Here is a 21,733-nt window from a genome sequence, read left to right as displayed (position 1 = left end):
CGGTCGCCATGCTCCCGCTTTCCGCACTTCCCCGCCTCCTGCCGGGCATTGCCCTTTCGGTTCTCGTTTCCGGCCTCGCCATTCTCCTCGAACGCGTCGAGGTCGCGCTTTCTGGGGGGCACTGGATCGAGAGCCTGGTGCTCGCTATCCTCCTTGGCACGGGCTTGCGCTCCTCTCTCCGTATCCCGTCCGCCTTCGACGCCGGCATCGCCTTCAGCGCCAAGATCCTGCTCGAAGTGGCCGTGGTCTTGCTCGGCGCCTCGGTCAGCATCGCCGAGATCGGCGCGGCCGGCACGCTGCTGGTCGCGGGGATCGCCGCCGTCGTGGTGCTCTCGCTTGCCGTCAGCTACGGGATCGGACGGGCGCTCGGCCTCACCCCGAAGCTCGCCACGCTCGTCGCCTGCGGCAATTCGATCTGCGGCAATTCGGCGATCGCAGCTGCCGCCCCGGTGATCGCGGCCGAAGCAGACGATGTCGCGGCGGCGATCGCTTTTACCGCAGTGCTTGGCGTCGGAGCCGTCCTCCTGATGCCGGCGCTGCACGCAGCGACGCAGCTCAGCGATCTGCAGTTCGGCATCTTCGCCGGTCTCACCGTCTACGCCGTGCCGCAGGTGCTGGCGGCGACCGCCTCGGCCGGCCTCGTCAGCACCCATGCCGGTACGGTGGTCAAGCTGGTCCGCGTGCTGATGCTCGGCCCGGTGCTGCTGGCGCTCGGAGCCCTAGGGAACGGCGCGAGCGGGAGGGTTTCCCTCCGCCACGTCGCGCCCTGGTTCATCGTGGGCTTTGCCGCGATGATGGCGCTACGCTCGGCCGGCGCGATCCCGGCCGTGCTTCTCGGGCCGATCACAACCGCCTCCGGCCTGCTCACCACCGTCGCCATGGCTGGGCTGGGGCTGACCGTCGACGTGCGCTCCGTCACCCGCTCCGGCGGCAGGGTGATCCTCGCCGCGATCGCCTCGCTTCTCGTGCTCTGCGCGCTCAGCCTCGCCTTGCTCACACTTCTCGCGATCAACTGATCGTGTCGGAGGGTTTCCGCGCAAAACCATTGCTTTGCCACAGGCGGGGACTAAACTTCGGAGCCGATCGACACCATGCGGCGGACTGACGACGATGACCCTGCGACCTCTCGCCACCATTGGCTTCGATGCCGATGATACGCTCTGGCAGAACGAACAGTATTACCGGCTGACGGAAGAGCATTTCACCGCCCTGCTTGCCGATTTCGCCGAGCCCGAGCACATCTCCGGGCGGCTGCTGGAGGCGGAAAAGCGCAATCTCGCCTATTACGGCTTCGGCATCAAAGGCTTCACCCTTTCGATGATCGAAACGGCGCTCGAAATCACCGACTGCTGCGTGCCTGCGCGGGTGATCGACGACATCCTTCGGGTCGGGCGCGAGCTTCTCAGCCATCCCGTCGAGACGCTGCCGCACGCCCGCGACACGCTGGAGACGCTGGCGGGCGACTACTACCTGATCCTCGTCACCAAGGGCGACCTCTTCGACCAGGAGCGCAAGCTTGCGCAGTCCGGCCTCGGCGAACTCTTCGACGCGGTGGAGATCGTCTCCGACAAGACGGCGACCACCTATCGCCGCGTCTTCTCGCGCAACGGCGACAGTCCGAACCGGGCGATGATGGTCGGCAATTCGCTGAAGTCCGACGTCGTGCCGGCAATCGCCGCCGGCGCCTGGGGCGTCTTCGTGCCGCACGAACTGACCTGGGTGCTGGAGCAGGTGGAAAAGCCGGTCGAGGCGCCGCGCTTCCGCGAGATCGCCCATCTCGGCGAGTTGCCGGACCTGCTCGCAAGCCTGCAGTGAACCGTCAGCGCGGGCGGGCGAAGGCCTCGCGCATCGCCTCGACCTTGCCGCGGCAGACGCAGCCCTCGATGTGATCGTTGACCAGTCCCATGGCCTGCATGAAAGCATAAACGGTCGTCGGGCCGACAAAGGTCCAGCCGCGCTTGCGCAGATCCTTCGACAGCCGCACCGAGGTCGGCGAGGTCGGGTTGGCCCTGAGCGTGGCATAGTCCATCCGCGCGGGGCGTTCTCCCGGCGCAGGTTCGAAGCTCCAGAAATAGCGGGCGAGCGAACCGAACTCCGCCTCGAGCTCGATCGCACGGGCAGCGTTGTTGATCGTCGAGACGATCTTGCCGCGATGGCGCACGATCCCCGCGTCGGCAAGCAGCCGGGCAATGTCGTCCTCGCCGAACTGCGCGACCTTCTCGAAGTCGAAGCCGGCGAAGGCGGCGCGGAAATTCTCGCGCTTGCGCAGGATGGTGAGCCAGGAGAGCCCGGACTGGAAGCCTTCCAGGCAGATCTTCTCGAAGAGGCGGCGGTCGTCGGAGACCGGGTATCCCCACTCGTCGTCGTGATAGCGGCGGTAATCCTCCAGATTGCCATGCCAGAAGCAGCGCACGAGCCCGTCGTCGCCGGTGATCAGTCCCGTTCCGTCCATCGCAATGATTCTCCGTGACAGTGCCCGATGTTTACCATTTGTTCACCAGTTCTCACAACCGGCCGCTAACCCTGACGAAAGGTTTATCGGAAGGACCGCATTTTCATGAACGGCGATTTACCAATTCTGCGCAGGCCGGATGGCACCGTGCGGCGATCCGGGGCCGGAGGACGGCCCTTTTTCAGTTCTCGGTGTCCAATTGTAGCGAGTCCGCCCGATGATCAAGAAAACCCTCCTGCTCGCCACGAGCCTCGTCCTGACCTTCGCGCTGGAAGCCCAGGCCAACGACCGTTACCGCAGCCGTCCGCCGGTCGTCGTCAGCTCCGACCTCACCGCCCCTTGGGTGATGCAGCTCGGCGGCGCCATTCGCCCGGTCGTCTATGCGCCGCGCCCGCAGCCGGTCGCTCCTGCCCCGCGCCGGCAGATCCGGCGAAGCTTCGACCAGCCGGCGACCATCGCGCCGCAACCCGTCGCGGTGCGGCCGGACAATCCGGCGCCGAAGGAATTCAACCCGATCTACCTGCCGCAGATGGTCGACTACCAGACGGCCGAACCCGCCGGCACCATCGTCATCGACACCAACAACCGCTTCCTCTATCTCGTGCTCGGCGACGGCAAGGCGCGCCGCTACGGCGTCGGCGTCGGCAAGCCGGGCTTCGAATGGGCGGGCCAACACAAGATCACACGCAAGGCCGAATGGCCGGCCTGGAACCCGCCGCAGGAAATGATCACCCGCGAGGCGGCGAAGGGTCACTTCATTCCCGCCCACATGGAAGGCGGCCCGGCCAATCCGCTCGGCGCCCGCGCGATGTATCTCGGTTCGACGCTCTACCGCATCCACGGCACCAACGCGCCGTGGACGATCGGCAACGCCGTTTCGTCGGGCTGCATCCGCATGCGCAACGAGGACGTCGTCGACCTTTACGAGCGCGTGAATGTCGGCACGACGGTCGTCGTCATCTGACCATTTCGGGCAAAAGCACCAAGTTCTTCGCAGTATTCGGCTCAATTCCCGCCTTTGCCGGCCGCTCTGGACTTGAATCCGCAAACGAGTCGGCTAAGGCTCTTTTCCGGTATAATTTACGGGGGAAGTCCACCATGTCGAAATACTTGTCCATGCTTGCCGCAGCCGCGATCGCTGCGACCGGCATGCTGGCGCCGGTCGAGGCCGACGCCTTCCAGGCTGCGGCGGCACGGCCTGCGACGGTGACGAGCGACGTCACGCTCGTCGCGCAGAAGCCGAAGCAGCCGGCCGAAAAGTTCCGCCGCCGCGTCGTGCGGCTCGTCACCGACGAGAAGCCCGGCACCGTCATCATCGATACGAACAACAAATTCCTCTACTACGTCGAAGGCAATAACCGCGCGACCCGCTACGGCGTCGGCGTCGGCCGCGAGGGCTTCGGCTGGTCGGGCGTCGTGAAGATCGGCCGCAAGGAAGAATGGCCGAGCTGGCGCCCGCCGGCACAGATGCGTGCCCGCGAAGCCGCCAAGGGCCACATGCTGCCGGTCGTTCAGGAAGGCGGCATCGACAATCCGCTCGGCGCGCGTGCCATGTATCTCTTCAAGGGCGGCCGCGACACGATCTTCCGCATCCACGGCACGAACCAGCCGTGGACGATCGGGCTCAACATGTCGTCCGGCTGCATCCGCATGATGAACAAGGATGTCGAGCACCTCTACGAACGCGCCTCGATCGGCACCAAGGTGATCGTCGTCGGCCCCGGCAACCGACAGGGCAAGGTGAGCTTCGAGGACCGCGGCATCGACCTCCTGCGGACGATCCTCGGCGGCTGAGCTGATTCGGCCGGAACCGGTCCATTTCCGAAGGGTGCGCGAGAAATCGCGCACCCTTTTCCGCTTCCAGCCACGCGGGACACGGAAATGTGATGTCCGGCGCCCTCCGAACCGGCGAGTTCTTTATAGGGCACAACATTCCGGCCGCCAGTGATGCAAAATAGGGACAGACTTGGTCCTTGACACCACCTAATATGCGGACGAGCTCAAACAGCAGAACCAGGTTGCCCCATGTCGAAAAAAATCGCCTGCCTGTCTTCTTCCGCGGCCATCGCCGCTCTCGTGCTTTTCACCTCCGCCGCCCGCGCCGAAATGGCGATCTCCGTCTACGGCGGTGTTCAGTCGGCGCCGCACAGCGATGTCGAGGTCTCCGATGAACCGGATTTCACCGCAGGCTGGGAAGGAAAGTCCTTCGCCATGCCGCCCTACTACGGCGTCCGCGGCACCTGGTGGATGGAAGAGGTCGGCCAGCCGAATCTCGGCGTTTCGCTCGATTTCAGCCACGCCAAGGTCTATGCCGACGACGAAACGCTCGCCGATTCCGGCTGGAGCCATTTCGAGTTTACCGACGGCCTCAACCTTCTGACGCTCAACGCGCTCTACCGGTTTCCGATCGAAGGCACCCGGTTCACTCCTTATGTCGGCGCCGGCGCCGGCGTGAACATTCCGCATGTCGAAGTGACCCGCGCATCGGGAACCACGTCCGAGTACCAGCTCGGTGGCGCGACGATCCAGGCGCAGGCGGGCGTTGCCTACGACATCGCCGACCGCTGGCAGGCCTTCGTCGAATACAAGGGCAACTATTCCTGGGTCGACGCCGACATCGACAGCGGCGCGACGCTCAAGACCAATATCATGACGAACGCCGTCAACGCCGGCATCACCTTCCGCTGGTAAGGCCCGGCAAGGCCGGCACGTCGGGGCAGATCTGCCGGCCTATTTCAATTCGCAGAGAACGCGCCCGTCGCGGGAAAGGGCGGTCTGGAGATCGCCCTTCGAGCCTTTTTCACCCGTCTGTATCCTGACCGTATAGCCGCCCTGGAGACGAGACTTGTCGCCGGGCAAGGCGGCCGTATCGACGGTCAGTTCGAGGGTGGCGAAAGGGCCGCTCTCGGATTCGGCGTAGATCTGCAGGCGCAGTTCGCTGCCGTCCATCCAGTGCTGTTTCAGCATCGGCGAGGTGAGCCGCATGGTCTCGACGAGGCCCGGGACCTTCGAATCCTTCAGAGTCAGGATGCCACGGAAATGCTGGAGAGCGCCCTGCTTTTCGGCGCTGAAGCCACTCTCGAGCGACATCTTCAGGTTTGCGTCGTCGGCAACGCAGTAGACGCGCTGGGCAGCGAGTGCCTCGCACGAGCCCGTGAGTACCAAGATAAGAGCGATCGCCATTCTGGCGCACATTGCCGAACCTCCTCCGGAACCGGAAACCTGTACCGGCCAGAGATCCAACCCTAACGTGTCATCCTTAGGATTTGGCTAATTTCCGCGGGCGCTCCCCGCCATAGGCCCAGTCGAGAAGCTCGACGGTGTGGACCACCGGCAGTTCGGTTCCCGACCCGATCTGGGTCATGCAGCCGATATTGCCCGCAGCGATCACCTGCGGCTTCGTCGCGGCGAGGTTCTTCACCTTGCGCGCCTTGAGCTTCCCGGAAATTTCCGACTGCAGGATGTTGTAGGTGCCGGCGGAGCCGCAACAGAGATGACCTTCCGCCGGTTCGCGCACGGTGAAGCCGGCATTCGCCAGCAGGGCCTTCGGCGCCATCGTCACCCTCTGGCCATGCTGCAGCGAGCAGGCCGAGTGATAGGCGACGACCATCCCCTTCGCTTCGAGCCGGGGGAGTTCGAGCGTCGAAAGATATTCCGTCACGTCCTTCGCGAGCATCGAGACGCGCGCCGCCTTCTCCGCATAGGCCGGGTCGAGCCGCAGCATGTGGCCGTAATCCTTGATCGTCGTGCCGCAGCCGGAGGCGGTGATGATGATGGCGTCGAGACCGCCCCTTTCGATCTCACGCATCCAGGCATCGACGTTGCGGCGGGCGAAATCGAGCGCCTGTTCCTCGCGGCCCATGTGGTGCACCAGCGCCCCGCAACAGCCCTCGCCTTCCGGTGCCACGACCTCGACACCGAGACGCGTCAGCAGCCGGGCCGTCGCCTCGTTGATGCCGGGATCGAGCACCGGCTGGGCACAGCCCGCCAGGATCGCGACGCGGCCGCGTTTCGGCTCACCGGCGGTCGGCGCCATGGCCGCGGATGAAGTCGCCTTTGCCGGCAGCGCGCGCGGGGCGAGCTCGAGCATGGCGCCGAAGGGTTTGAGCTGGGGCACGCGGTTCAGGAGACCGGCGAAGGGCCGGCCGATGCGGGCAAGCGTAAGGGCGAAGCGGAAGCGCGCCGGATAGGGCAGCACCATGGCGAGCACACCGCGGGTCAGGCGGTTCATCAGGGGGCGCCGGTAGGTCTTTTCGATGTGGATGCGGGCATGATCGACGAGATGCATGTAGTCGACGCCGGAAGGACAGGTGGTCATGCAGGCGAGGCAGGAAAGACAGCGATCGATGTGGCGCACGATCTGCTCGTCGGCCGGCCGGCCGTTCTCCAGCATGTCCTTGATGAGGTAGATGCGCCCGCGCGGACTGTCGAGTTCGTTGCCGAGCGTCACATAGGTCGGACAGGTTGCGGTGCAGAAGCCGCAATGCACGCATTTGCGCAGGATCTGCTCGGCTTCCGCGACGTGCGGATCGGCCAGCTGTTCGGCGGTGAAATTGGTCTGCAAACTCGAAACTCCAGCGCATGGAGGAAGAGGCCCTGCCCCTCCCTCCCTTGTTTGTCGGGATATTTCCCGGTCAGATCAGCCAGCTCTCCGGCCGCTCGATCGGCTGATCGTTGCTCACCCGCTGCAGGCCGATCACGCAGCGCACGATCACCCAGACGGCGGTGGCAATCGCCAGGATCACGCCGACAAGCGCGAGCGTCAGCACCACGGAAATCGCGACATAGAGGATGCCGATCCAGAAGGTTCGGATCGCCCAGGTGTAGTGGGTTTCCAGCCACGGGTCGGACTTGCCGCGGTTGAGGTAGGCGAAGACCACGCCCACCACGGCGGTGATGCCGATCACGAAGCTCGCGAGATAAAGGACATAGATGATCTGGACGTTGAGCTTTCCGGGGTCCATCCAGTTGTCGGTGCGGCGGGTCGGCGGCGTTGGCGGCGTCTGCGGCATCTGCGAGGTCGGCTCGGTCATGCAGGTTCTCCTGTCGTCATGCGGCCGGGATTCAAGATCCCCACGGGGTCGAATTTTGCCTTAACCCGTTGGGAAAGCAAGGCCAGTGCCAGCTCCTGCGGTTCGAAGGCGGCGACGGATGCCCGCACCGCGGCGGAGGCCCGCATGAGCGTCGCATGGCCACCGCCGAGCGCCCGGATGTAGCGCCTGAGGATATCCGCTTCCGGGTCCGCCTCCATCCGCATCCAGACGAGGCCGCCCTGCCAGTCGTAGAAGGCGTCGACGCCGGTCGCAAGCCGCAGCGCCGCGACGAGTTTCTCGCCCTGGGAGGGCGCCACCGAGACGCGCCAGAGAGGTCGCATCGTGCCGTCGGCATAGGGCTTGACGTCGCGGATTTCGCGCCACAGCACCGCGCTTTCCTCAGGACCGAGGCGGGTCGTCGGCGCAAAGCGCTGCATGGCGGAGGCTAGTTTCTCCGCCCGTACGGTAACAGAGGCTTCGAGACCCTCGACGCGCAGGACGGTCGCCGGGCCGTCGGGCAAGCCGCCGGAGAGGAAGCGTGATTTCACGCTTTCCGGCAGATGGGCGGCGCCCGAGACTTCCACCGGCAGTGCCATCGCCGCCGCCATGGCATGGGTGGCGGCCTCGTCGTCGAGCCCGGAAAGCACTATGGTCGCAACCGTCTTCGGACGCGGCAGCACCTTGAAGGTCACCTCCGTCAGGAGGCCGAGCATGCCGTGGGAGCCCGCCATCAGCTTGACGAGATCGAGGCCCGTCACGTTCTTCATCACCCGGCCGCCGGCCTTGACGACCTCGCCGTGGCCGTTGACGAAACGCACGCCGAGCAGGCTGTCACGCGCTGCAGCCGCGGTGATGCGGCGTGGACCAGAGGCGTTGACGGCGAAGATGCCGCCGATGGTCGGCTCGCCTGCCGTTCCCATGATCGACCTATGGTCCGGCGGTTCGAAGGCCATCGCCTGTCCGTTGGCGTCGAGAGCCGCCTCGATCTCGGCGACGGGCGTGCCGGCGCGTGCGGTCATGACCATTTCCGCCGGATTGTAGGTGAGGATACCGGAAAGCCCGGACGAGGAGAGCGTCGCGGCCGCCTGTACGGGGTTGCCGAAGCCGGCGCGCGTACCCCCGCCCCTGATCTCCAGCGGCACCGCCCGCTCGGCATGGTCGCGGATGATTTCGGCCGCTTCGGTTTCGGTCGCGGGAGTCAACTGTGGCGCCATCACTCCCGTCCCTCCAGCGGAAAGACCTTCGAAGGGTTGAGGATCCAGGCCGGGTCGAAGGCAGCGCGGACCGCCATCTGCTGGGCGAGGTCGACATCGGAATACTGGTGGCGCATCAGGTCGCGCTTCTCGATCCCGACACCGTGCTCGCCCGTCAGGCAGCCGCCGGCGTCGACGCAGAGCTTCAGGATCTCCATGCCGGCTGCCTCGGCGCGGGCGGCGTCCTCGGGATCGTTGATGTTGTAGAGGATCAGCGGATGCATGTTGCCGTCGCCGGCATGGAAGACGTTGGCGACCCTCAAGCCGTAGCGATCGACGATCTCGGAGGTCTTCCTGAGCACGTAGGCAAGCTGCCCGAGCGGCACGGTGCCGTCCATGCAGATATAGTCGGCGATGCGGCCGGTGGCACCGAAGGCGGATTTGCGGCCCTTCCAGATCAGCGCCGCTTCCAGCGCCGACTGGCTCTCGCGCACCGTCCGGACGCCGTGGCGACGGGCGATCTCGACGATCGAGGCGAGCATCGCCTCCATCTCGGCCTCGGATCCCTCGACCTCGACGATCAGCAAGGCCTCGACATCGAGCGGGTAGCCGGCATGGGCGAAGGCCTCGCATATCTCGATCGCCGGCTTGTCCATGAATTCGATGGCGACCGGGACGATGCCGGCGCCGATGACGTCGGCGACACAGGAGCCGGCGGCTTCCGCGCTGTCGAAGCCGAAGAGGACCGGACGCGCGCCTTCCGGCTTGGCGATCAGCCGCACCGTGGCCTCGGTGACGATCCCGAGCTGGCCTTCCGAACCGCAGACGACGCCGAGAAGGTCGTAACCCGCCGCATCCAGCGCCTTGCCGCCGAGTTCGACGACGGTGCCGTCGACCAGCACCAGTTTCACGCCGAGCAGATTGTTGGTGGTGACGCCGTATTTCAGGCAATGAGCGCCGCCGGAATTCATGCCGATATTGCCGCCGATGGTGCAGGCAAGCTGTGAGCTCGGATCGGGTGCGTAGAAGAAGCCGTCAGCGCCGACGGCATCCGAAATCGAAAGATTGGTGACGCCCGCCTGAACGGTCGCGGTGCGGTTCGCATAGTCGATATCGAGGATGCGCGACATCGCCGAGAGGCCGAGCACCACCGCATCCTCCTGCGGAATGGCGCCGCCTGAAAGCGAGGTCCCCGCCCCGCGCGGAACGACCGGGATGCCGTAGCGATGGCAGTATTTCATCACCGCCGCGACTTGGGCGGTGGTTTCCGGCAATACGACAGCGAGGGGTCGCCGGCGATAGGCGAGGAAACCGTCCGTCTCGAAGGGGACGAGTTCGACCGGCTCGTGCACGAGGCGCTCGGGCGGGACCAGTTCGGCGAGGTCGTCGACGATCTCCTTGCGCCGGGCAAGGATCGCGGCATCGGGCTCAAGAAACTTGATGGCTTCCGTCATGGTCCTTCCTTCGCAAGGCAAGATCGGCATACACCGCCCTGTCCACGGCTTCAACTGGTATTCTTTCTTTACCACTTTGACCAAATCCATGCAAATGCTATGGACTTATGACAAAACCGGAAAGAATGGAGACCGCATGACCAATCTCGGAGATCTCGAGGTCTTCTCGCGGGTGATCGCCACCGGCAGCATGTCGACCGCGGCGCGGGCGCTCGGCCTCTCACCGGCGGTTGTCTCCAAGCGGATCAAAAGGCTGGAGGACCGGCTCGGCACCCGCCTCCTGCAGCGAACCACCCGGCAGATCTCGCTCACCGAGGCCGGTCAAGGCTTCTACGAGCGGGTCGTGGCGGTGCTCGCCGGTATCGAAGACGCCGAGGCCTTTGCCTCCGGCAGATCGTCGGAGGTGCGCGGAACCCTCAAGATTTCCGCACCGACCTCCTTCGGCCGGCTGCACATCGCGCCGCACCTCAAGACCTTCATGGACGCCCATCCGGAGCTTGCGGTCCACCTCGTGCTCTCGGACGAGTTTACGGACATCGTCGGCGGCGGCTTCGACCTCGCGATCCGCATTGCCGACCTCAGCGACTCTTCGCTGGTCGCCCGGCGGCTGGCGCCGGTACGGCGCATCCTCTGCGCCTCGCCCGGTTACATCTCCGAGCACGGCATGCCGCAGACGATCGACGACCTGAAGAAGCACCGCTGCCTGCCCGCCCACAATTACGACGCCTGGCGGCTGGAAGGGCCGCACGGCGCACTGAACCTCCGGCCGGACGGCATGCTGGTCACCAATTCCAGCGAGGTGATCCGCGAGGCGGTCATCTCGGGTCTCGGCATCGCGCTGCGCTCCACCTGGGACGTCGGGCCGGAGCTGAAGGCGGGCAAGCTCGTGCAGGTGCTGCCGGCCTATGAAGGCTCTCGCAACGTCTCGCTTTCGGCGGTCTATCCGAGCCGCCAGTTCCTGCCGGCCAAGGTGCGCCTCTTCATCGACTACCTGGCCGAGCTCTACGGACCCGTGCCCTATTGGGAACGGTGAGCGGCGTCTATTTGCCGCCCTCCGCATGGTGCTTGCGGATGCGCCGTACGACGAGCCATACGCCGAGCACGACGAAGGGAACGGAGAGCCCGGTGATGATGCCCGGATCGACGGGGATGATCTCGTGGCTCACCGCCTTGACCAGATAGCCGATCAGGCCGACCACATAGTACGAGATCGCCGCGACGGAGAGACCTTCGACCGTCTGCTGCAAACGAAGCTGCATCTCGGCACGGTGGTTCATGGTCGTGAGCAGGTCGGAATTCTGCCGCTCCAGCTCCACGTCGATCCAGCTGCGGACGAGGCCTGTGGCACGCGACAGCTTGCGCGAGAGGTTGGCCTGTCGCTCCTCGACCGACTGGCAGGTGCGCATGGCCGGCGCCAGCCGCCGTTCGAGGAAGGAGCCGATCGTCTCGAAGCCGGGCACGGAGCTTTCGTCGAGCGTCTTGATACGCTCGCGCACGATGCCGTCATAGGCCCGGCTCGCGCCGAAACGATAGAGACTGAGGGCGGCGTTCGCCTCGAGTTCGGCGGCGAGCCGCGTGATCTCGCCGAGCATGGAATCGGCCTCTTCGCGCGCATGCCCCTTCATGCGCTGGGTGACGGCGGTCAGTCCGTCCTCGATGCGCCGGATCTCCGGCGACAGCGTCTGGGCGAGCGGCAGGCCGAGCATGGCGAGCGTCCGGTAGGTCTCGATGTCGAGAAGCCGCTGGACGAGCGCACCACGGCCCGCATCGTTCAGTCCGCGGTCGATGACCAGGATGCGGGTCAATCCATCGCCGTCCTGCCGGAAGTCGGTGACGACGGTGGCCTGCCCCTTTTTCACCTCGCTGTAGCAGAGGCTCGCGGGGTCGAAACTGCCGATCGCCAGCGTCGCCTCCTTGCCCTCGGGACGGATTTCGAGCCGGATGCCGGAGATCAGCGGGCCGGGCGCGGAAAAGGCGCTGCCGAAAGGATGGGTGGTAATGTCGCCGCCGAAATTTTCCGGCGCCGGCCCTTCCCAGAGCCAGGCGGAGAATTCGGTGTGCCGTTCCCAGCGCAACGTGCCCGCCCCCCAAGCCATCGCATGATGCCGTGAGGCGCGATCCGGCGGCGACACGCCGGCGGCCCGCGATAGTTCCGCAAGGACGCTGTGGTGCACGGCAGCCCCGCCGTCCATCATGAAGGCGAGCTGCAGGATCACCCGAGACGACTTGACGAGAGGAAAGGGTCGGGCGTGGATTTCGCCGAGGGCAATTGCCCGCTCCGGTGCCGCGGGAAATGCAAGTCTTCCGGTGTCCAATCCCAACTCCCACTCCGTCGTTCGGCGATCAATCGGCCCCTTCTAGCAAATGTCACGCCCGCCCGTCAGGGGGTCGTTTGCCACAGGGCCTTACATTCGTCGCACTTAGGCGACATGCGCATCGTTATTGTTGCTGTTTTTCGAGACTGCTGCCATGAATACCGGCAACGCGCGTCGCTGCCCGACGCGGCGAAAAGACCGACGACGAATGCCCCGTGAAGGAGGATACCCGATGAGACGTTCCATGCCGGCCCTTCTGGTCGCCCTTCTCCTCGCCCTGCCAGCAACGGCCGGGGAGGTCCGGGATTTCGAGGCCAGGCTGCGGACAGCCTACGGCGACTACCGGGCGGCCCTCTTTGCGACCAACACGGGCGGCAATACCGAATCGGCCGCCGCGCTCGACCGCTTCGCCAAGGCATGGTCGGCGCTTGCGGCGCTGCCGGCGCCGCCGCAATATGTCGACGATGCGGCCTTCCCCGACACAATGAAGAAGGTGACGGCCATCGCCGAGAATGCCTCGGCCCAGGTTGCCGGCGGCGACCTCGCCAAGGCGCACGCCACGCTCGAGGGCATCCGCGACGAAATCGGCGACCTGCATCTTCGCAACGACATCTACAGCTTTTCCGACCGGATGAACGCCTATCACGCGCGCATGGAGAAGGTTCTCGGCATGGATGCTGCCGATACCATAGCGGTGCGCGAGGAAGCCGCCGTGCTCGAATACCTCCTCTCCGACATCAAGGCGCATCCGCCGAAGGAAGCCGATGGCAACTTCGAGGCCCTGCTCGGCGCTGTCGAGACCAGCGTCGCCAAGCTTCGCGGCGCGGCGACGAACAACGATGCCGCGGCGACGAAGGCGGCGATCGGCGGGTTGAAGGCGCCGTACTCGAAGTTCTTCCTCACCTTCGGCTGACGAACCCTCGAAGCCATCCTTTCAAACTGGACAAATTAATTGACCAATCCTTCGGGCGCTTGCTACACATGCGCCCGAAGGAGAATGCCGTGACCGAGACGGATGCCGACAAGGACCGGGGACTTTTCACCCAGATCAGCCACAGCCGCACGGCCGACGAGGTGGTGCAGCAGATCGAGCAGTTGATCCTCGACGGCGTGCTGCGCGATGGCGACCGCCTGCCCGGCGAGCGCGACATGGCGCAGGCCTTCGACGTCTCGCGTCCCATCCTCCGCGAAGCCCTGAAGGAGCTGGAGGCACGCGGCCTGCTCGTCAGCCAGCACGGCGGCGGCACGTTCGTTGCGGATATCATCGGGCAGGTGTTCTCAAAACCGGTGACAGAACTCATCGCGCGTCATCAGCGCGCCTCGCGGGACTATCTCGAATACCGCCGCGAACTCGAGGGCCTCACCGCCGAGCTTGCCGCGCGGCGCGCGACCGAAACCGACAAGGCACTTCTCGCCCGCATCATCGCCGACATGCGGCGGGCACACGAGAACGGCGCGGCCGAAGGCGAGCTCGCCGCCGACATCGAATTCCACAACGCCATCGGCGAGGCCGCCCACAACGTCATCCTGCTGCACACGATGCGCGCCTGCTACCGCCTGCTCTCACAGGGCATCTTCTTCAACAGGAAGGCGGTGTTCGCGCTCGAGGACGCCGGGAAGCGGCTGTTGCAGCAGCATGTCGCCATCTACGAGGCGATCGTCGCCGGTGACGGCGAGCGCGCCAAGCAGGCGGCCCAGGCCCATATCGATTTCGTGATGCAGGCCGTCGAGGACGCAAACCGCGCCGACGAACGGGGCCGCGTCGCACGCCTGCGGCTCCTGAGCCGCGCGGCACAGCCGGCTTCCGGCCGCGCCTCGAAACAGACGACAACCGAAGGAACGGATATTTCCAAATGACCCCAGAACCGCAGAAAGCGCGGCCGCGCGTCGGCCTCTTCGCCACCTGTCTCGTCGATCTGTTTCGTCCGAGCGTCGGGTTTGCCGCTGCCAAGCTGATCGAGGATGCGGGCTGCGAGGTGCATGTTCCGATGGCGCAGACGTGCTGCGGTCAGCCGGCCTACAATTCCGGAGACAAGGCCGATACGCGCGCGCTTGCCAAACAGGTGATCGAACTCTTCGAAGGTTTCGACTACGTCGTCGCTCCCTCCGGCTCCTGCGGCGCCATGCTGAAGAAGCACTATCCCGAACTCTTCAAGGACGACCCGGCCTGGGAGGCGCGAAGCCACGCCTTCGCCGAGAAGGTTCATGAACTCGTCTCCTTCCTGACCGACGTGATGTTCCTTCCCAAGGTCGATGCGGTCTTCGAGGGCAGCGTCACCTATCACGACAGCTGTTCGGGCCTGCGCGAACTCGGCATCAGCAAGCAGCCGCGCAAGCTTCTCGCCGGCGTCGAGGGGTTGGAACTCAAGGAAATGGCCGACAGCGACGTCTGCTGTGGCTTCGGCGGCACCTTCTGCATCAAGTATTCCGATATCTCCGGCAAGATCGTCGGCAAGAAGACGGAGAACATCGAGGCCGCCGGCGCCGACGTCCTGCTCGCCGGCGACATGGGCTGTCTCATGAACATGGCCGGCAAGCTGCGGCGGGAGGGCTCGAAGGTCGAGGTCCGCCACGTGGCGGAGGTCCTCGCCGGCATGACGGACACGGCGCCGATCGCCGGCTCGGGCAAGTGAGGAACCGGCCGATGCAGTTCACCGCACCGCAGTTCAAGGAAAACAGCGCCGCCGCCCTTCACGATCCGCAGCTCCAGAAGGCGCTGAAGAACGTCGAGACCGGCTTCATCGCCAAGCGCGCGACGGCCGCCGCGGCACTTCCCGAGTTCGACCTCCTGCGCGACAACGCCCGCGACATCAAGAACCACACGCTCGCCCATCTCGACCTCTATCTCGAAGCCTACGAGGCGAAAGTGAAGGCGGCCGGCGGCCATGTCCACTGGGCGGAGAGCGCGGAGGACGCCCGCCGGATCATTCTCGACATCTGCCGCAAGGTGAACGCGAAGACCGTCACCAAAGGCAAGTCGATGATCACCGAGGAGATCAACCTCAACGAGTTCCTCGAAACCCAGGGCGTCGAGCCGGTGGAGACCGATCTCGGCGAGTACATCATCCAGTTGCGCGGCGAGCATCCGAGCCATATCATCGCGCCGGCCGTGCACCTCAACAAGGACCAGGTCGAGGCCGATTTCCGCCGCGTCCACACCCATTTGCCGGCCGACCGCGACCTGACCGCGCCTGAAACGCTGCTCTCCGAGGCGCGCGAGGTGCTGCGCAAGCGCTACTTCCAGGCGGATGTCGGCATCACCGGCGCGAATTTCCTCGTCGCCGAGACCGGCACCTCGGTCATTGTCACCAACGAGGGCAACGGCGACCTCACCCAGACGCTCGGCAAGGTGCATGTCGTCGTCGCCTCGCTGGAAAAGATCGTGCCGACGCTCGAGGACTGCGCGCAGATCCTCCGGCTGCTCGCCCGCTCGGCGACCGGCCAGGACATGTCGGTCTACACCACCTTCTCGACCGGTCCGCGTCGTCCGGAAGACCCCGACGGCCCGGACGAATACCACGTCGTGCTGCTCGACAACGGCCGCTCGGCCATGCTCGGCACCGAGTTCGAGGAGATGCTGCGCTGCATCCGCTGCGGCGCCTGCATGAACCACTGCCCGGTCTATCACGCGGTCGGCGGCCACGCCTACGGATCGGTCTATCCCGGTCCTATGGGTGCCGTGCTGACGCCGTCTCTCTTCGGCATCGACCAGTCCGGCCACCTGCCGAACGCCTCGACCTTCTGCGGGCGTTGCGAGAGCGTCTGTCCGATGCGCATCCCGCTGCCGAAGATGATGCGGCACTGGCGCGAGCGGGAATTCGAGCGGCACCTCACACCGGCGACGAGCCGCTACGGGCTTGGCCTCTGGGCCTTCTTCGCCAAGCGACCGGCACTCTACCGGCTGGCGGCTTCGCTCGGCGCCAGGACGCTCGCGATGCTCGGCGGCGACAAGCGGCGGATCGGCGCGCTGCCGCTCGCCACCGGCTGGACGAAATACCGCGACCTGCCCGCACCGGAAGGCCGGACCTTCCTTCAGCAATGGGCGGATCGCCAGAAAAACAGGCAGGGAGCGTGAGCGTCATGGACGGCAAATCTGCAATTCTGAAGAAAGTCCGTGCGTCGCTGAAAGCGTCGCCGGACGACGATGCTCGCCGCTCTGCGGTCGCCTCGCGCCTCGCCGAGACGCCGCGCGGCATCATTCCGGCCCGCGGCCAGCTGCCGGGCGGGGCGCGCCCCGACCTCTTCGTCGCGATGGCGGAAAAGTACAGTGCCACCACCACCCGCATCTCCGATCTCGCGGCGCTACCGGCGGCGGTGAGCGATTATCTTAAGGGCCGCAACCTGCCGGCCGCAGTGCGGATCGGCAACGATCCGCGGCTCGCCGTTGCCCCATGGAGCGAGGAACGCACGCTCGAAATCCGCCACGGTGCCTCCGACGGGCACGACCTCGCCGCCGTCAGCCATGCCTTCGGCGCGATCGCCGAGACGGGAACGCTCGCGCTCCTTTCCGGCCCGGACAATCCGGTGACCCTGACCTTCCTCCCGGAGCACCACATCGTCGTGCTCGACGCCCGCGACATCGCCGGCGACATGGAAGCGATCTGGTCGAGGCTACGGGCCGTTAACGGCAAGGCCGTCATGCCGCGCACGGTGAATTTCGTGACCGGCCCCTCGCGCTCCGCAGACATCGAGCAGACGCTGCTTCTCGGCGCCCACGGGCCGCGCGCCCTGCACATCGTCATCGTCGGCGAGCCTTCCGCCTGAACCTCCGGATGGCCGGCAGGCCATCCGTAACTCTGTCATCCCCGGGTCGGAGAAGAAAAACATTCTTCTTCAGGAACAAAGTTCCAGTTGTCAGCGTTCAAAAGCCGGCATTTACGAACCAAATTTCTAAAAAAGCACCGGGATGACAAACTCAATCAATGGATTACACGAAACGCCGCGGATCGCGCTCGTCTCGACCCACGGCTATGTCGCCGCCCATCCTCCGCTCGGAGCTGCCGATACCGGCGGACAGGTGGTCTACGTCCTCGAACTGGCCAAGAAGCTCGGCCAGCTCGGTCACAAGGTCGATATCTATACGCGGCGCTTCGAGGACCAGCCGCAGGTCGACACGGTCGACGAGAACGTGCGCGTAATCCGCATCCCCTGCGGCGGGCCGGACTTCATTCCGAAGGAATACCTGCACCGGCAGCTGACGGAATGGAGCGAAAAGGCTCTCCGCTTCATCAAGAGCGAGAGCCTTTCCTATCTCTTCGTCAACAGCCACTACTGGGACGGCGGCGTCGCCGGCCAGCGGCTTTCCGAGGCGCTCTCGATCCCGCACATCCATACGCCGCATTCGCTCGGCATCTGGAAGAAGCGCCAGATGGAGACGGATTATCCGGAGCGCGCCGACAAGTTCGAGGAAGAATTCAACTTCCGTGAACGCATCCAGCATGAGCTCATCATCTACCGCAGCTGCCAGTTGGTGATCGCCACGACGCCGATCCAGCTCGACATGCTGCTCGACGATTACGGGCTCGCGCGCAACCGCGTCCATATGATCCCGCCCGGCTATGACGACAATCGCTTCTTCCCGGTCTCGCAGGCATCGCGCCAGATGATCCGTCAGCGGCTCGGCTTCTCCGACCACGTGGTTCTGGCGCTCGGACGGCTTGCGACCAACAAGGGCTACGACCTCCTCATCGACGGCTTCTCGGTGCTCGCGAACCGCGTTCCGGACGCGCGACTGCGACTGGCGCTTGGAGGCGAGAATCTCGACGCCCAGGAAAGCGCCCTTCTCCGGCAGCTGCACGAGCAGGTGGAGGCGCTGGGGCTTTCCGACCGTGTCGATTTCTCGGGCTTCATTCCCGACGAGGAATTGCCGGACCACTACCGGGCTGCCGACCTCTTCGTGCTTTCGAGCCGCTACGAGCCCTTCGGCATGACCGCGATCGAGGCAATGGCCAGCGGCACGCCGACCGTGGTCACCGTTCACGGCGGCCTCTTCCGTGCGGTGAGCTACGGCCGGCATGCGCTCTTTGCCGATCCCTTCGACAAGGAGGACCTCGGCATCACGATGATGAAACCGCTCAAACATCCGCGCCTCTATGGCCGGCTGTCGCGCATGGGCGCCCACAAGGCCCGCAGTCTCTTCACCTGGACCGGGATTGCCCAGCAACTCGTGGCGCTGGTCGAAGGCCGTCCGGTGGCGCAGGCGCTCGACGACGCGGACTGGGACGAACCATGGAACGACGGCGACTGAACGCGGTGCGGATATTCTCCTCCGACCTCGACGGCACGCTTGCCGGTGATCGGGATGCCTCGCGACGCTTTGCCGACTACTGGGCGAGCCTCGACGCCGCGAGCCGCCCGCTGCTCGTTTACAACAGCGGCCGGCTGATCGAGGACATCCTGGCCTTCATCGCCGAGGAAGGACTGCCGGAGGCGGACTACCTCATCGGCGGCGTCGGCACGATGATGCACGCCGCGACGGTGCCGGAGATCGCGGAAGCCTACGCCGCTTCGCTCGACCGGGATTATGATCCGCTCCGGATTGCGGAGCGCCTGCGCGCCCTCCCCGGTATCAGGCGCCAGCCGGAACGCTATCAGCATGCACTCAAGTCCAGCTGGTATTTCCACGATGCCCCGCTCGAACGGATCGAGGCGCTGGAGGAGGAACTGCGGGCCGAGGGCCTTTCGGTGAAACTCGTCTATTCGAGCGGACGCGACCTTGACGTTCTGCCCGGCAATGCCGACAAGGGCAAGGCGCTGACCTGGCTTTGCGGAGAGCTCGGCATCGGCTTGCACGAAGCGGTCGTCGCCGGCGACACGGGCAACGATCTCGGCATGTTCCTTCTCGACGGCGTGCGCGGCATCGTTCCGGCCAACGCCCATCCCGAACTGCGCCGGCTCGCGGAGGAACGCGACGACGTTTATCTCGCCGAACGCAACACGGCCGACGGCGTCATCGACGGGCTCCGGCATTGGCGGGTGCGCATGATCGGTGCATAGCCCAAAAGTGGGCAAGCAGAACACTTGACCTGACGTGCCGTTGATCCAACATCGATGGTTAAACGGTCGCTTGACTGATTCGCCGCACCATTTCGGAGAGGTCACCGAACGAACACAACCACGGCGTAAGCTACGGAGACAGGAGACAGCGGGAATTGACCATCATGAGCCGGATCGCCTCGGACGTGCAGTTGATGTTGCGGCGGCCGCCGCGCCAGCAATATGCCGCCCTGTGCTATCGTCCGCGCAAGAAGCAGGGTGGCATCGAGGTCCTGCTGCTGACGAGCCGCGACACCGGCCGGTGGGTGATCCCGAAGGGCTGGCCGATGGCCGGCAAGAAGTCGCATGCCGTCGCCGAGCGCGAGGCCTGGGAGGAAGCCGGCGTCAAGGGAAAGGTTTCCCACGAACCCTTCGGTTACTACAGCTACGCCAAGGGAATGGACGGGGGGCTGAAAATCCACTGCCGCGTCCAGGTACATCTTCTTCTGGTGAAGGAGATGGCGAAGGATTTCCGGGAGAAGGGAACCCGCCGCCTCGAATGGGTAAGCTGCGAGGAGGCGACCGCTCGCGTCAACGAACCCGAGCTGAAGGTGCTCTTCCATCGACTGGCGCAGATGGCTGCGAACATGCCGCCCGCGGACGATACACCCGAGGAAGGCTGAGACCGGGGCTGAGCATTTCGCCCGCTCCGGTGGGCGCGTACCACCGTTAGGGCGTCCGGGCCGACATCAATGACGACCGGGAACGGACCGGCCCGTTCCCACCGAAGAAAGACACCTCATGGCCGGCGCGCCGCCGAAGCTCTTCAAGCCGACACTCGACAAGGATCTCGACAAGGTCACCTATGTCGAGGAGGCGCGGCATTTCGTGCTTCGCCGGCACGTCCCCGTTGCGCTCGGCATGGTGTTCCTCGTGTTCGCGACCGTGTTCGCCGGCGCTTACGGTCTCGGACAGCCGGGCGGCGCACTGCTGATCGCCGCAGCCGGTATCGGCGCCTACATGGCGATGAACATCGGCGCCAACGACGTGACGAACAATGTCGGAGCCGCAGTCGGGGCCCGGGCACTCACCATCGGCGCGGCGCTGGTGATCGCCGCCGTATGCGAGATCGCCGGCGCGGTGATCGCCGGAGGCGACGTCGTCGCCACCATCGCCTCTGGCCTGCTCGACAGCCGCGAGGCGACCGATCCCAGGATCATTTCCTTCATCATGCTTTCGGCGTTGCTCGCCGCAGCCCTCTGGATCAACATCGCCACCTGGACCAACGCGCCCGTCTCGACCACGCACTCGATCGTCGGCGGCGTGATGGGGGCCGGCATCGCCGCCAGCGGCTTCGGCGCCGTCGACTGGTCGACGATGATCGGGATCACGATGAGCTGGGTCGTGTCACCGCTGCTCGGCGGCGCCATCGCCGCCCTGATCCTCTGGTTCCTCAAGACCGTCATCATCTATCAGGACGACAAGATCGCCGCGGCACGGCGATGGGTACCCGTACTTGTCGGTCTGATGGTCGGCTCCTTCGCGAGCTATCTGACGATCAGGGGAAGCGGGCAGGTCTACCATATGAGCCGGGCAACGGCGACGATCTTCGGCGCGACCACCGGTCTTGTCGTGTGGTTCGCCAGCATCCCTTACGTCGCCCGCCAGTCGATCGGACTGGAAAACCGTAACCAGTCGCTCCGCAAGCTCTTCCGCCTGCCGCTCGCCTTTGCCGCCGCGCTCCTTTCCTTCGCCCACGGCGCCAACGACGTGGCGAACGCGATCGGCCCCGTGACGGCGATCGTCGACGCCCTGAGCGCCGGCGGGCCGCTGCGGAGCGGCGAGGCACCCTCCTGGGTGATGTGGATCGGCGCACTCGGCATCTCGTCAGGCCTATTGCTCTTCGGCCCGCGATTGATCCGGCTGGTTGGCAGCCAGATCACCAAACTCAATCCGATGCGCGCCTACTGCGTCTCGCTCTCCTCCGCCGTGACGGTGATCTCCGCCTCCTGGCTCGGTCTGCCGGTGAGCTCGACCCACATCGCCGTCGGCGCGGTGTTCGGCGTCGGCCTGTTTCGTGAGTGGTACACGCGCCATTCCAGGCGACGCAGCGCCTATATCCAGAAGAAGAACGGCAACCCTGACGCCGAGGACAGCGGCGAACCGAATGCCGACGAACAGCATCGCCGCAAGCTGGTGCGTCGCTCACACATGCTGAGCATTCTCGCCGCCTGGGTGATCACCGTCCCGGCCGCGGCGGGGCTTGCGGCGCTGCTCTACTGGGTTATGTTCCTGCTCTTCGTTTGAAGAG

Annotated in this window: 22 protein-coding genes; 15 read left to right on the top strand and 7 right to left on the bottom strand. The window is 65.4% G+C overall.

All coding sequences use genetic code 11. The annotated features are described in order from the left end of the window. The first annotated feature begins 8 nt into the window (after nucleotides 1-8). Together EUU22_RS23785 and EUU22_RS23780 are read left to right on the top strand one after the other, a co-directional pair. Nucleotides 9-1,016, top strand: a complete 1,008-nt coding sequence (locus tag EUU22_RS23785; RefSeq protein WP_129334447.1) for a YeiH family protein — start codon at nucleotides 9-11, stop codon at nucleotides 1,014-1,016. Between the two features lie 94 nt (nucleotides 1,017-1,110). After that, on the top strand, nucleotides 1,111-1,815 hold the full coding sequence (locus EUU22_RS23780; RefSeq protein WP_129334446.1) for an HAD family hydrolase: 705 nt from the start codon (nucleotides 1,111-1,113) through the stop codon (nucleotides 1,813-1,815). A 4-nt stretch (nucleotides 1,816-1,819) separates the two neighbouring features. On the opposite strand, the gene EUU22_RS23775 is transcribed toward EUU22_RS23780, so the two are convergent. Further along, a complete protein-coding gene (locus EUU22_RS23775; RefSeq protein ID WP_129334445.1) occupies nucleotides 1,820-2,452 on the bottom strand; it encodes a DNA-3-methyladenine glycosylase I in 633 nt (210 codons plus the stop codon). A 217-nt stretch (nucleotides 2,453-2,669) separates the two neighbouring features. On the opposite strand from EUU22_RS23775, the gene EUU22_RS23770 reads away from it, so the two are divergent. The 3 genes from EUU22_RS23770 (at nucleotide 2,670) to EUU22_RS23760 (ending at nucleotide 5,143) form a co-directional block, all read left to right on the top strand. Continuing rightward, nucleotides 2,670-3,416, top strand: coding sequence for a L,D-transpeptidase (locus EUU22_RS23770; RefSeq protein WP_129334444.1), 747 nt, complete (start codon nucleotides 2,670-2,672; stop codon nucleotides 3,414-3,416). Between the two features lie 134 nt (nucleotides 3,417-3,550). Then, the gene (locus EUU22_RS23765) at nucleotides 3,551-4,246 is read left to right on the top strand and encodes a L,D-transpeptidase (RefSeq protein WP_165351284.1); all 696 of its coding nucleotides are present in this window, start codon (nucleotides 3,551-3,553) and stop codon (nucleotides 4,244-4,246) included. Nucleotides 4,247-4,477: 231 nt separating this feature from the next. Then, a complete protein-coding gene (locus tag EUU22_RS23760) occupies nucleotides 4,478-5,143 on the top strand; it encodes an outer membrane protein (RefSeq protein ID WP_129334443.1) in 666 nt (221 codons plus the stop codon). Nucleotides 5,144-5,182: 39 nt separating this feature from the next. Here EUU22_RS23760 and EUU22_RS23755 read toward each other — a convergent pair whose 3' ends face one another. The 5 genes from EUU22_RS23755 to EUU22_RS23735 all read right to left on the bottom strand — a co-directional run bounded on the left by EUU22_RS23755 (nucleotide 5,183) and on the right by EUU22_RS23735 (nucleotide 10,132). Beyond that, nucleotides 5,183-5,647, bottom strand: coding sequence for a hypothetical protein (locus tag EUU22_RS23755; protein ID WP_165351283.1), 465 nt, complete (start codon nucleotides 5,645-5,647; stop codon nucleotides 5,183-5,185). Nucleotides 5,648-5,711: 64 nt separating this feature from the next. Next, entirely contained in the window at nucleotides 5,712-7,016 is a 1,305-nt protein-coding gene (gene glcF / locus EUU22_RS23750; protein ID WP_129334441.1) for a glycolate oxidase subunit GlcF, read from the bottom strand. 70 nt (nucleotides 7,017-7,086) lie between these two features. Further along, complete coding sequence (locus EUU22_RS23745; protein ID WP_129334440.1) at nucleotides 7,087-7,485, bottom strand: DUF4870 family protein; 399 nt, start codon at nucleotides 7,483-7,485, stop codon at nucleotides 7,087-7,089. Beyond that, nucleotides 7,482-8,699, bottom strand: a complete 1,218-nt coding sequence (glcE, locus tag EUU22_RS23740; protein WP_129334439.1) for a glycolate oxidase subunit GlcE — start codon at nucleotides 8,697-8,699, stop codon at nucleotides 7,482-7,484. The genes EUU22_RS23745 and glcE overlap by 4 nt, the downstream gene beginning before the upstream one ends. Then, nucleotides 8,699-10,132: an FAD-linked oxidase C-terminal domain-containing protein gene (locus EUU22_RS23735; RefSeq protein ID WP_129334438.1), complete on the bottom strand. Its 1,434-nt coding sequence runs from the start codon at nucleotides 10,130-10,132 to the stop codon at nucleotides 8,699-8,701. The genes glcE and EUU22_RS23735 overlap by 1 nt, the downstream gene beginning before the upstream one ends. A 136-nt stretch (nucleotides 10,133-10,268) precedes the next feature. Between EUU22_RS23735 and EUU22_RS23730 the strand changes: the two genes are divergently transcribed. Next, a complete protein-coding gene (locus EUU22_RS23730; protein WP_129334437.1) occupies nucleotides 10,269-11,165 on the top strand; it encodes a LysR family transcriptional regulator in 897 nt (298 codons plus the stop codon). Between the two features lie 7 nt (nucleotides 11,166-11,172). On the opposite strand, the gene EUU22_RS23725 is transcribed toward EUU22_RS23730, so the two are convergent. Next, on the bottom strand, nucleotides 11,173-12,447 hold the full coding sequence (locus tag EUU22_RS23725) for a DUF3422 family protein (RefSeq protein ID WP_129334436.1): 1,275 nt from the start codon (nucleotides 12,445-12,447) through the stop codon (nucleotides 11,173-11,175). A gap of 232 nt (nucleotides 12,448-12,679) precedes the next feature. On the opposite strand from EUU22_RS23725, the gene EUU22_RS23720 reads away from it, so the two are divergent. From EUU22_RS23720 to EUU22_RS23680, 9 genes are all read left to right on the top strand, one after another. Then, on the top strand, nucleotides 12,680-13,360 hold the full coding sequence (locus tag EUU22_RS23720) for a hypothetical protein (protein WP_129334435.1): 681 nt from the start codon (nucleotides 12,680-12,682) through the stop codon (nucleotides 13,358-13,360). Between the two features lie 89 nt (nucleotides 13,361-13,449). Then, nucleotides 13,450-14,304 (top strand): FadR/GntR family transcriptional regulator, encoded by an 855-nt coding sequence (locus EUU22_RS23715; RefSeq protein WP_245485278.1) that lies wholly within the window; start codon nucleotides 13,450-13,452, stop codon nucleotides 14,302-14,304. Next, nucleotides 14,301-15,080: a (Fe-S)-binding protein gene (locus EUU22_RS23710; protein ID WP_129334433.1), complete on the top strand. Its 780-nt coding sequence runs from the start codon at nucleotides 14,301-14,303 to the stop codon at nucleotides 15,078-15,080. Before EUU22_RS23715 ends, EUU22_RS23710 begins: the two co-directional genes overlap by 4 nt. Nucleotides 15,081-15,091: 11 nt before the next feature. Beyond that, nucleotides 15,092-16,522: a LutB/LldF family L-lactate oxidation iron-sulfur protein gene (locus EUU22_RS23705; protein WP_129334432.1), complete on the top strand. Its 1,431-nt coding sequence runs from the start codon at nucleotides 15,092-15,094 to the stop codon at nucleotides 16,520-16,522. Nucleotides 16,523-16,527: 5 nt separating this feature from the next. After that, complete coding sequence (locus EUU22_RS23700) at nucleotides 16,528-17,211, top strand: LutC/YkgG family protein (RefSeq protein WP_129334431.1); 684 nt, start codon at nucleotides 16,528-16,530, stop codon at nucleotides 17,209-17,211. Between the two features lie 142 nt (nucleotides 17,212-17,353). Continuing rightward, nucleotides 17,354-18,694: a glycosyltransferase family 4 protein gene (locus EUU22_RS23695; RefSeq protein WP_129334430.1), complete on the top strand. Its 1,341-nt coding sequence runs from the start codon at nucleotides 17,354-17,356 to the stop codon at nucleotides 18,692-18,694. Then, on the top strand, nucleotides 18,676-19,443 hold the full coding sequence (locus tag EUU22_RS23690) for an HAD-IIB family hydrolase (protein WP_245485277.1): 768 nt from the start codon (nucleotides 18,676-18,678) through the stop codon (nucleotides 19,441-19,443). The genes EUU22_RS23695 and EUU22_RS23690 overlap by 19 nt, the downstream gene beginning before the upstream one ends. A 155-nt stretch (nucleotides 19,444-19,598) precedes the next feature. After that, a complete protein-coding gene (locus EUU22_RS23685) occupies nucleotides 19,599-20,105 on the top strand; it encodes an NUDIX hydrolase (protein ID WP_129334429.1) in 507 nt (168 codons plus the stop codon). 118 nt (nucleotides 20,106-20,223) lie between these two features. After that, complete coding sequence (locus EUU22_RS23680; protein ID WP_129334428.1) at nucleotides 20,224-21,729, top strand: inorganic phosphate transporter; 1,506 nt, start codon at nucleotides 20,224-20,226, stop codon at nucleotides 21,727-21,729. Nucleotides 21,730-21,733 lie beyond the last annotated feature (4 nt).

The organism is Ciceribacter ferrooxidans (assembly GCF_004137355.1).
GTDB lineage: Bacteria > Pseudomonadota > Alphaproteobacteria > Rhizobiales > Rhizobiaceae > Allorhizobium > Allorhizobium ferrooxidans.
This window is presented reverse-complemented; position numbering and strand designations above follow the sequence as displayed.